Below are 10380 nucleotides of genomic sequence, written 5' to 3'. Positions count from 1 at the left end.
TTTTGCTGATGAATGTCAAGCTTTTCTTTAAAAAAATCTGCAAAAAAATCAGCGCATGTTTCCATACGCTGATTTTCTTAACTTAATGACATTGTGTAAGAGGTTCCTCTTTTTCATCTAAGAATCAGTGAATGTGCAGCTCTAGAGAGTTTTTCATAAGGATTACTGCTTTTCGTGATTCTCCCTCTGGGCATATCTTTTTAAAGCTACAGCGATGAGGATGCCAGAAATAAAGAGAACAGAGCCAATGAGAATGAAGACAGAGCCCATGACAGACACGGGGTTTCTTGTGGCAAACTCTATGAATACTGGATCTTGACCAAATAGATCATCACCAGGAGAGCCGAACAGTCCAAACATCCTTTTTGTCATGAATCGTGCGAGAAAGCCCAATCCTGCGATGGCCGCTCCGGAAAATGCCACATAGAGCCCAACAATCCATCCGTATCTCTTGATCATCTTTGCCATGATGCTCGGCAGGTTCTCCACCCAGGAGGGCATGGAGGAAGCAGCAGACGGCTGAGGAGAGGAGGATGTGCTGCGTTTCACCTCTATGCCGTTATCAGAAAGGAGCCAGTCCGTGGTGACCCCAAAGAGATCTGCCATCAGTTTCAGTTTTGAGATTTCAGGATCCGCATCGCCGTTTTCCCATTTGCTCACAGCCTGACGGGAAACCCCTAGTTTTTCTGCCAGGGCTTCCTGAGAGTAGCCTTCTTTTTTTCTAAGATAGAATATCTTTTCATTCAGTTTCATAGATCCACCTCTTTTTCTTTGATATCTTCAGTATAGTGGACTTTTGGTTGCGAAACCAGAAAGAAGGGCTTGAATTTTCGCAACCAATGGTTGCGTATGACCCAATAACATTACTAAAGCAGCAAATGAAGAGCATTATAAGAACTCCTCATAATGATTCGAGATACGAAGCGCTGGGGGGCGGCCCGTCATGCACACATTAACAAACAGATAAAATTTCAGAACTCTTCATGATTAACCTTTACAAATAAAACAAATGGTGTTATTGTTAATTTATTAACTTGTTACTAGTTTACAAGTAACAAGTTACAATAGGTTTTTACGTGAGATAATGTTTTCATGAAGATAAATTAGAGAGAAGAAGAATATAGTACATTTTAGTTATATATTTTTTTATTATGAAATGTTTGATAATAAACAAACAAGATGAGGTGTAAAATGGTTACGATCGGAATTGATATTGGCTCTACCACATCCAAGTGCGTAGTAATGCAAGATGGGAAGAGGATTCTTGGTTCGGCACTGATCATAGGTGGTGCAGGAACTCAAAAACCAGAAATGGCATATGAACTGGCCATGGAAAATGCAAGGATCAAGGAACAGGATATTGGACTTATCATATCCACAGGGTATGGCCGATCAACATTCGAGAAATCAGATGAGAATTTAAGCGAGCTGACCTGCCATGCAAAAGGTGTATATTTCACCTCACCAGGTGCACGTACCATCATTGATATTGGTGGACAAGATGTAAAAGTAATGTCTTTGAACGCCAATGGCAAAATGAAGAGTTTTCTGATGAATGACAAATGCGCAGCGGGAACAGGAAGGTTTTTGGATGTTATGGCGGGGATCCTACAGGTTTCCATTGAAGACTTAGAAGTATTGGCCTCGAAGTCCCATCAGCCGGCATCGATATCCAGTACATGTACTGTATTTGCAGAGTCTGAAGTAATATCCCAAATGGCAAGAGGAATTAAACTGGAGGATATTGCTAGAGGAATCTGTGAATCGGTAGCAAAAAGAGTTGCTGCTTTATCCCAAAGGATTGGCATAGAGGAACAAGTATATATGAGTGGAGGTGTTGCAAAAAACGGTGGTGTTAGAAATGCTCTTGAAAGATCACTGAACAAACCAGTGCTCTATCATGAAGACGCACAATACATGGGGGCGATAGGGGCTGCATTATCAGCGTATGAGCGGTTATCTATGTGAAAAAGGAGGTAAAAATGTCAGAGATTAAAAAAGAAAGAAAACCATTGGATCCCAATTCAGCTAAATTCAAGCTCAATGAGATCATCGTCAGGCACTATGAGGAAGCACATGAAGCTAAAAAAAATGGAGAAAAAATAGGTTGGTGCGCAAGTAATTTCCCACAAGAGATTTTTCAGACGTTAGGCATTAAGGTGGTCTATCCAGAAAATCAGGCTGCAGCGATTGCAGCCAGAGGTGCAGGAGAAAAGATGTGCAGCTATGCAGAAGGTCAGGGGTACAGCAATGATATATGTGCTTATGCGAGAATAAGCTTGGCATATATGGATATCAAAGACGCACCGGAGCAGAATATGCCTCAACCAGATTTTGTTTTATGCTGCAATAATATCTGCAACTGCATGATCAAATGGTATGAAAATATTGCCAAGGAACTGAATATCCCGATGATCCTTATTGATATTCCATTCAATCCGGACTATGGAGTGAGCGATGATCAGGTAGCGTATGTAAAAACACAAATAGAGGAAGCAATCACAAGACTTGAGGACATTACTGGGAAAAAGTGGTCTGAAGATAGGTTTAAAGAGATTATGGCAATATCCAACAGAACCTCAAGAGCTTGGCTTGAAGCAACATCCTATACAAAATTCAAACCCTCTCCACTGAGCGGATTTGATCTTCTGAATCACATGGCTGTAGCAGTATGTGCAAGAGGAACCGTTGAAGCCGCAGAAGCTTTTGAGCGTTTGACAGAAGAGTATAAAGAAGCGGTTGAGGCTGGATCCAGCACATTTAGAGCGGAGGAAAAGCATAGAATCATGTTTGAAGGAATCGCATGCTGGCCTCATCTAAGAACAACCTTTACAGGTCTCAAATCAAGAGGGATAAATATGGTAGCAACCATTTACGCCGATGCGTTTGGTTTTATCTATGATGATTTTGATGGTCTCATTAGAGCCTACTGCAACGTTCCAAATGCCATGAACCTGGAACATGCTAAAGATGTACGAGTCAGTATTGTAAAGAAAACAAATGCTGAAGGTATGCTGGTTCATACGAACCGCTCGTGTAAACTCTGGAGTGGATTCATGTATGAGATGAGCAGACAGATTGGAGAAGAGTGTGAAATTCCAGTCACTTCATTTGATGGAGATCAGGCAGATCCTAGAAATTTCTCGGAAGCCCAGTATGAAACACGAGTTCAGGGACTTACAGAAATCATGGAAATGAATAAGGAGGTTCACTAAGATGGAGCAGTTAGACATTCTTATGAAAAAGTTCCAGGATGTTTCTGAACACCCTGAAGTACAAATGAAGTCGTATCTTTCCCAAGGCAAAAAGGTGGTTGGATGTGCACCGGTGTATACACCTGAGGAGATTCTCCATTCCATGAATATCGTACCTTTTGGATTATGGGGGGCTGATATTGAAATTGAAAAAGCAAAGAGTTACTTTCCAGCGTTTATATGCAGTATTACACAGTCAATTTTAGAACTTGGGATGAATGGTTCTTATGAGGGGATGAGCGCAATTCTGATTCCATCCCTCTGTGATTCATTGAAATGTCTGGGGGAAAACTGGAAATATGCAGTGCCCCATATTCCGTTTATACCGATGGTATATCCTCAAAACCGAAACAGCCGTGGGGCTAAGATGTATACTCATTCAAATTATAGCCGTGTCATAGAGGATCTTGAAAAAATCACTGGAGAAAAGTTCTCTCAAGAGTCCTTGGCAAAATCCATGGGAATCTATAATGAGCACAATAGGCTCATGCGGGAATTGGATGAATGTCTCTCAGATAGACCGGTACTGACGGCAGTGGAGAGAAGTGCGGTATACAAGAGTGCATACTTTATGGATAAGGAAATCCATAGCCAGTGGATTCAAGAATTGCTGTCCTTATTGAAACAGTCAGACAGAAGTCCTAAGAACGCCATGCGTATCATCACGACAGGTATTATATCCGATAACAAGACCTTCCTTTCCTTGTTAGACCAATATGGCATTGCGGTGGTTGGCGATGATATGGCCAGCGAATCCCGTCAGTATCGTGTTGATTCCGAAAGAAAGGACCTACCTTTACTTGATCTTTCAGAAAAATTCACACGGATGGGGCATTGTTCTGTGCTCTTCGACGAAGAAAAGAAAAGAGCAGACCTCATTGTTTCCATGGCCATCGAAAGAAAAGCTGATGCGGTTTTAGTGGTTATGACAAAGTTCTGTGATCCTGAGGAGTTTGATTATGTCATTATAAAGAAAGCTTGTGAAAAGGCTGGAATCCGATGTCATATGATTGAGCAGGACCGCCAGATGTCAACATTTGAACAGACGCATACCTCACTTCAAACTCTTGTAGAAACCAATAATATACTTACGGAGGTTTAAAATGAAACTCATTGACAAAAAGAATATGTCAGTTACTATCGGTGTGGCTTTTGTCTGGTTTACAACTCAGTTTGGCGGCGGATTCGCATCAGGCGCACAACTTTTTCAGTATTTTATTGCGTTTGGGATCTGGACCCTCATAACACCAATCATTGCGCAGTGTCTTAGTGCAGTGTATCAGTGGTATGCATTGCGTTTTGCGCATAGAAACAAGACCTATGATTATAGAAGCTTCAATAACCGCTTTTATGGAAAATTTGCTCCTGTGTTCTCGAATCTATATGAAGTAGTTTATTTTGTGCTTCTCTGTATTGCTCCTTCTGTGGCATTTGCCACTGGCGGTGCTACCATGGCAGCTCTCACCGGGATTCCCTATATCATCTGTACTTTAATCATTGGGGTATTTATATTCTTCGTGGCTATATATGGAACAGATATTGTGAGAAAAGCCGCCGCTACATTATCTGTTTTAATCGTTGTGGGTCTTCTCATTGTTTATATTCCAAATATCATTGCACAGTGGGGAAGTATTACAGAAACCATAAAGGTTATGGCAGATAATCCAGCTCCAGCAGGCCCAGCACTATGGAAATCTTTCCTTTATTTCTCATTCCAGCTGGCTTCTATCGGACTTTTTGTGCAGCATGCAAAGCCTTTCACCTCTGATGATGATGCGAAAAAAAGCATGATCTATGGACTCATTGTTAATATAGGAATCATTTCATTGTGTACAGTAGGAATGCTTGCTATTGCCACAAATCCCGAGTTAGGAAATGTTTCCGTTCCGATACTGCTTCTTGTGAAAAATGGTGTAGGTAGCACATTCATGTTGCCAATTATCTCGTTGCTTATTGTACTGGGGGCTGTATCAACAGCTGTCAATATGATTGCTGGAGTTGTTAATAGAGTAACCAGTCAGTTTTCCAAGGAAGAAGCTGTATCAGCTGATTCTAATAAACCTTCAAAACTAGGGGTAATCACTACGTTTGTATTTGTGGTCATGGCGTTCGGTATTGCTCAATTCGGGCTGATACCACTAGTTGCAAAAGGATATGGCTATCTCGGCTATATTACCATTGCAGTAGTAGTTATTCCTTTCACGATCCATATGGTAATGAGCTTACTTGGTTTATTGAACAAAAGTGAAGTGTTGGAAGACAAAACAGAAAAAATAGCACGATAATTGGCATAAATGACGTAAAGGAGAAAGCAGGTAAAGATGGAATTGATAGATTGTACTATAGGAATTTATCTGAAAGATCAGGCCAGACGATATGGTATGAATGTAGGGTTAAACTTTATGGAGCATACGTATCTTTGGCGTGAGATCGACGAAATTTCGGATCAAGTGGCACTTTATTTTATCGATAAAGCATATACCAGAGGAGATCTGGTATCCATATGGTCAATAAACTGTGACGAATACATCTTCTGCTTTTTAGGACTGATGAAAGCGGGCTTGGTTCCTGTCCTTTATAACAGTCATTACCGCTATGAAGAAATTGAAGATTTACTGCAGGATCATCCTGTGGCTGCTCTGTTGTATGGTGACCTGCCTGGAGAAATCCAGGCAGGACAACTTCTAAAAGAGATAGACAATGAATTCCTTTCCCAAAAGAATACACTTTCCTTACAAGATGTGGTTGCCGAAGCCAGGAATAGGATAAATGTGGAACGGCAGAAAACAGATGAAAAGAGGAAGCTTTCTGAGAGAATGAATGAAGTCAAAACAGAGGATACCGCAGTGATTCTTTTTACTTCGGGAACAACCAGCAAACCCAAGGGTGTGATGCTGTCTCATAGAAGCATTCTAAATAATGGAACAGAAATTGCCAGAAAAATGGAATGGAATGAAAAAGACAACCTCTGTGTGGCAGTACCGTTATTTCATTGTTTTGGCATCACAGCGTGTTTGATGGCTTCCCTTTATGCAGGATGTACCATGACGCTTTTATCTCAAGCAAAAACAGTCAAGATATTGGACGCGGTAGAGGAGAAAAAATGTACTGTTTTAAATGGTGTGCCCTCGATGTTTTTGGCACTCTTCCATAGAAAAGAGGAAGAGAGAGAGGTCCTGAAAACTATACGCTCTGGGGTTGTGGCGGGTTCTGCCATATCAGAGAAAGAGTATGAATTGATTGCAAGCATTGTGCCCAATGCAAGATTACATACTTCTTATGGCCAGACAGAGTCCTCTCCATGCATTACCATTGCTCGAGTAGAGGATTCCATCTTAAAGAAATCACAAACATGTGGACAGAAAATTGACCATGTGGAGCTCCGGATCTACGACGGGAGACTCAAAAAAGAAATGAAACCATATGAAGTGGGAGAAGTTCAGACAAGAGGGTACCATGTGATGAAAGGGTATCACAATATGCCATTAGAAACTGAAAAGACCATTCTGAAAGACGGATGGCTGAGAACAGGGGATCTTGGGTATGTGGATCAGGAAGGATATCTTTATATCACAGGACGAATGAAAGAAATGATCATTCGAGGTGGAGAAAACATATCACCAAAGGAAATTGAAGGTGTACTCATGGAGTATGGCGGTATCCGGGACTGCAAAGTTCTAGGAGTAGCCAGCGAAGTGCTCCAGGAAGATATCGCAGCCTGTGTGGTGGAAGAAAGGGAAGGCATGCTTTGTTTAGAAGATTTAAGAGTATATCTAAGCAAAAGACTTGCTCAGTACAAAGTGCCGAAATTCCTCTTTCTCATGAAAGCCTTACCGTATAATGGCAGTGGAAAAGTCATGATGTGCCACCTGAAACAGCAGGTGGAAGAGAAAGTTGGATCCCTTTCTGAATGTGAGGGGCATATGAAAAGAATTACATTATAAATTCAAAAAACGATGTATAAAACAGGGAGGCAAATGGATGTACATAACAGAAAAACATGAAATGATCAGAAAACTTGTTCGGACTTTTGCGGAGAAAGAGCTCACAAATGAAATTCTTGATCAAATAGAGGATGAAGGAACCTTTCCAGAAGAAATTCTACAGAAGATGGCAAAAGCAGGATTCTTTGGTGTGAAGATTCCTCAAGCCATGGGTGGTGCTGGTGGAGATCATAGAGCCTATGTGCTGGTTGTAGAAGAAATTGCAAGAGTCAGCGGCGTAGCAAGTGTCTATGTTTCTTCCCCCAACTCGTTATCAGGAGGGCCTCTTTATATGGATGGGACCGAAGAGCAGAAGGAAAACTACCTGGGACCCATCATCAGAGGAGAGAAGAAACTTTGTTTTGCTTTAACAGAGCCCGGTGCGGGATCAGATGCGGGAAGTATGAGTTCAACCGCAGTGCGTGAGGGTGAGTACTATATATTAAACGGAAGAAAAACATTCATCACCATGGCACCGTTGTCAGACTATGCGGTGGTTTACGCCAAGACAGATGCAAGTAAAGGGACAAGGGGGATCAGTGCCTTTATTGTCGATATGACTTTACCAGGGGTGTCTTGCGGAAAAGCAGAAAACAAAATGGGACTTAAAGGTTGTGCAACCAGCGATATCGTTTTGGAAAATGTCAGGATTCATAAGTCGAATCTTTTGGGAGAAGAAGGAAAAGGATTTACGAATGCAATGAAGACACTAGACACAGGAAGAATTGGGGTAGCAGCACAATCCATTGGCGTTGCCCAAGGTGCGTTAGATGAGGCGTTGCGCTATTCGAAAGAAAGGAAGCAGTTCAACAGAAGAATTGCTGATTTTCAGGCTATATCCTTTATGCTTGCGGAAATGGCGACAAAGCTTGAAGCGGCAAAGCTTCTAACTTATAAAGCTGCATATCTGATGGATGAAAAGAAACCTGCATCAATGGCAGCATCAATGGCTAAGTTTTATGCGTCCGAAGTCTGTAATGAAATATGTGCCAAAGCACTGCAGATTCACGGTGGCTATGGGTACATAAAAGATTACAAGATTGAAAGAATGTATCGAGACTGTCGTGTATTCACCATTTATGAAGGAACTTCCCAAGTTCAGCAGATGGTAATCTCGAATCAGCTGTTAAAACATTAGGAGGGATAGTATGAGACTGATTGTATGTGTAAAACAAGTGCCAGATACCAATGAAGTTAAAATTGATCCTAAAACAGGGACCATGATTCGAGAAGGAGTCCCAAGTATACTGAATCCTGACGATGTGAGTGCTTTGGAAGAAGCACTTAGAATCAAAGAAGAACATGATGGATCTGAAGTTGTGGTTATAACCATGGGGCCGCCCCAGGCGAAAAACATGCTAAGAGAATGCTTGGCCATGGGAGCAGACAGTGCTTATCTTCTTAGTGATAGAGCATTTGGAGGTGCAGATACCTGTGCCACCAGCACTACTCTTGCCGCCGGAATCCGGAAAATAGGTGGAGGAGATATCATTTTTGCAGGTCGCCAGGCGATCGATGGAGATACTGCACAGGTAGGCCCTCAAGTGGCCCAAAGACTGAATATTCCAGTGGTCACCTATGTGCAGAAGGTGACTGTGGAGGAGAAGCGCTGCATTGTTGAAAGACAGCTTGAAGACGGATATGAACTGATTGAAACAAAGATGCCTTGCTTGCTGACTTGTGTTCAAGAACTCAATAAACCAAGATATATGAGCATCGGTGGCATTGTAGATGCTTTTGAGAAGGAGATTACGGTACTGACTCATAAAGAATTGAATCTTACTTCAGAAGACTGCGGGCTCTATGCGTCCCCAACCAAAGTATATCGATCCTTTACTCCTGAAATGAAAGGAAAAGGAGAGATGATCGCTGGTGGAAGCGTATCTGAAATGTCGAAAATTCTTGTGAACAAATTACAGGAGAAGCATGTGCTTTAGGAGGAGGATTCAATATGGCTGTTAAAGTAATCAATGATCTGTGCAGAGGATGTACGATCTGTGTGAAGAAATGTCCCTTTGATGCCATTGCTATGGAAGGAAAACTAGCGGTGATTGGGGAAGCTTGCACCAACTGTGGTGTGTGCGTCTCAGCGTGTCCTTTTAAAGCGATTATGCAAGAAGAGATGGAAAAAGAAAAAGAGGATCTGTCATTATATCAGGATGTTTGGGTATTTGCAGAGCAAAGAGAGTCAAAGGTTATGCCTGTCGTATATGAGCTTCTTGGCGAAGGAAGGAAATTGGCAGAAAAGAGACAATCAAAGCTTTGTGCACTCCTATGTGGATACCAGATGTCACATCAGGTTGAGGATCTCATTGCCCATGGAGCAGATGTGGTTTATGTGGCGGATCATGAAGAGCTTAGAACCTATACCACTGATGGATATTCTAAAGTTTTTCATGAAGCCATTAAAAAGTATAAGCCTGAAATTGTGCTTTTGGGAGCGACCCATATTGGCCGCGATCTAGGTCCAAGCATTGCAGTGAAATCCAGTACAGGACTAACCGCAGATTGCACAAGTCTTGAGATTGATCCGGAAGATGGAAAACTCCGACAAACAAGACCAGCCTTTGGTGGAAATCTCATGGCTACGATAATTTGCCCAGACACCAGGCCTCAAATGTCCACAGTGAGACCCGGAGTGATGGACAAAGCTCTTTATGATCCTGAGCGTGAAGGAGAAGTCATCCGTCTTGATGTATCGTTTCAACCGGATGAAATCAGAACCAAGGTCCTTAAGACAGTGAAGAGCTTAGCAAAACAAGTGTCTTTAAGTGATGCAGATATTATCGTTGCTGGTGGTATGGGCATAGGAAACAAGGAAGGGTTTAAGCTCCTGGAAGAGCTTGCAGAAAAACTGGGAGGAACGGTTGCGGCTTCGAGAGCGTGTGTTGATGCAGGGTGGATTGAGCATCAGTATCAGGTCGGGCAGACCGGCACAACTGTAAAGCCGACACTGTATTTTGCTTTTGGGATTTCAGGCGCCATTCAGCATATTGCAGGGATGAAAGATTCTGATTATATCATTGCCGTCAATAAGAACCAGGATGCACCAATTTTTGAAGTGGCTGATTATGGAATCGTTGGTGATCTGTACCAAGTAATCCCAGGATTGTTAGATGAAATTGAAAGAATAGCTTTGTAAG

Annotated in this window: 9 protein-coding genes; 8 read left to right on the top strand and 1 reads right to left on the bottom strand. The window is 42.0% G+C overall.

Going from position 1 to position 10380, the window contains the following annotated elements; all coding sequences use genetic code 11:
* Positions 1–162: 162 nt before the first annotated feature.
* A complete protein-coding gene (locus BM243_RS14010; protein ID WP_074913076.1) occupies positions 163–753 on the bottom strand; it encodes a helix-turn-helix transcriptional regulator in 591 nt (196 codons plus the stop codon).
* A gap of 438 nt (positions 754–1191) precedes the next feature.
* Between BM243_RS14010 and BM243_RS14005 the strand changes: the two genes are divergently transcribed.
* Genes BM243_RS14005 through BM243_RS13970 form a run of 8 tightly spaced genes read left to right on the top strand, consistent with a single transcriptional unit; the run spans position 1192 to position 10379 of the window.
* Positions 1192–1968, top strand: coding sequence for an acyl-CoA dehydratase activase (locus BM243_RS14005; protein WP_074913074.1), 777 nt, complete (start codon positions 1192–1194; stop codon positions 1966–1968).
* A gap of 23 nt (positions 1969–1991) precedes the next feature.
* Positions 1992–3215 carry a 2-hydroxyacyl-CoA dehydratase subunit D gene (locus tag BM243_RS14000; protein WP_431602465.1) on the top strand — a complete coding sequence of 408 codons (1224 nt, stop codon included), beginning with the start codon at positions 1992–1994 and terminating at the stop codon, positions 3213–3215.
* A gap of 1 nt (position 3216) precedes the next feature.
* Positions 3217–4356 (top strand): 2-hydroxyacyl-CoA dehydratase subunit D, encoded by a 1140-nt coding sequence (locus BM243_RS13995; RefSeq protein ID WP_074913070.1) that lies wholly within the window; start codon positions 3217–3219, stop codon positions 4354–4356.
* Position 4357: 1 nt separating this feature from the next.
* Positions 4358–5539, top strand: coding sequence for a YkvI family membrane protein (locus BM243_RS13990; RefSeq protein WP_074913068.1), 1182 nt, complete (start codon positions 4358–4360; stop codon positions 5537–5539).
* Positions 5540–5575: 36 nt separating this feature from the next.
* Positions 5576–7198, top strand: coding sequence for a class I adenylate-forming enzyme family protein (locus tag BM243_RS13985; protein WP_074913066.1), 1623 nt, complete (start codon positions 5576–5578; stop codon positions 7196–7198).
* A 37-nt stretch (positions 7199–7235) separates the two neighbouring features.
* Positions 7236–8375, top strand: a complete 1140-nt coding sequence (locus BM243_RS13980) for an acyl-CoA dehydrogenase family protein (protein ID WP_074913064.1) — start codon at positions 7236–7238, stop codon at positions 8373–8375.
* A gap of 10 nt (positions 8376–8385) precedes the next feature.
* Positions 8386–9174, top strand: coding sequence for an electron transfer flavoprotein subunit beta (gene etfB, locus BM243_RS13975; RefSeq protein WP_074913062.1), 789 nt, complete (start codon positions 8386–8388; stop codon positions 9172–9174).
* A 14-nt stretch (positions 9175–9188) separates the two neighbouring features.
* Positions 9189–10379 (top strand): electron transfer flavoprotein subunit alpha, encoded by a 1191-nt coding sequence (locus BM243_RS13970; RefSeq protein WP_074913060.1) that lies wholly within the window; start codon positions 9189–9191, stop codon positions 10377–10379.
* Position 10380 lies beyond the last annotated feature (1 nt).

It is taken from the genome of Proteiniclasticum ruminis, assembly GCF_900115135.1.
GTDB lineage: Bacteria > Bacillota > Clostridia > Clostridiales > Clostridiaceae > Proteiniclasticum > Proteiniclasticum ruminis_A.
This window is presented reverse-complemented; position numbering and strand designations above follow the sequence as displayed.

What these genes read in the sequence shown, in the direction of transcription:
- BM243_RS14010 (WP_074913076.1), bottom strand. Translation starts at nt 753, where the DNA reads ATGAAACTGAATGAAAAGATATTCTATCTTAGAAAAAAAGAAGGCTAC.
- BM243_RS14005 (WP_074913074.1), top strand. Translation starts at nt 1,192, where the DNA reads ATGGTTACGATCGGAATTGATATTGGCTCTACCACATCCAAGTGCGTA.
- BM243_RS13995 (WP_074913070.1), top strand. Translation starts at nt 3,217, where the DNA reads ATGGAGCAGTTAGACATTCTTATGAAAAAGTTCCAGGATGTTTCTGAA.
- BM243_RS13990 (WP_074913068.1), top strand. Translation starts at nt 4,358, where the DNA reads ATGAAACTCATTGACAAAAAGAATATGTCAGTTACTATCGGTGTGGCT.
- BM243_RS13985 (WP_074913066.1), top strand. Translation starts at nt 5,576, where the DNA reads ATGGAATTGATAGATTGTACTATAGGAATTTATCTGAAAGATCAGGCC.
- BM243_RS13980 (WP_074913064.1), top strand. Translation starts at nt 7,236, where the DNA reads ATGTACATAACAGAAAAACATGAAATGATCAGAAAACTTGTTCGGACT.
- etfB (WP_074913062.1), top strand. Translation starts at nt 8,386, where the DNA reads ATGAGACTGATTGTATGTGTAAAACAAGTGCCAGATACCAATGAAGTT.
- BM243_RS13970 (WP_074913060.1), top strand. Translation starts at nt 9,189, where the DNA reads ATGGCTGTTAAAGTAATCAATGATCTGTGCAGAGGATGTACGATCTGT.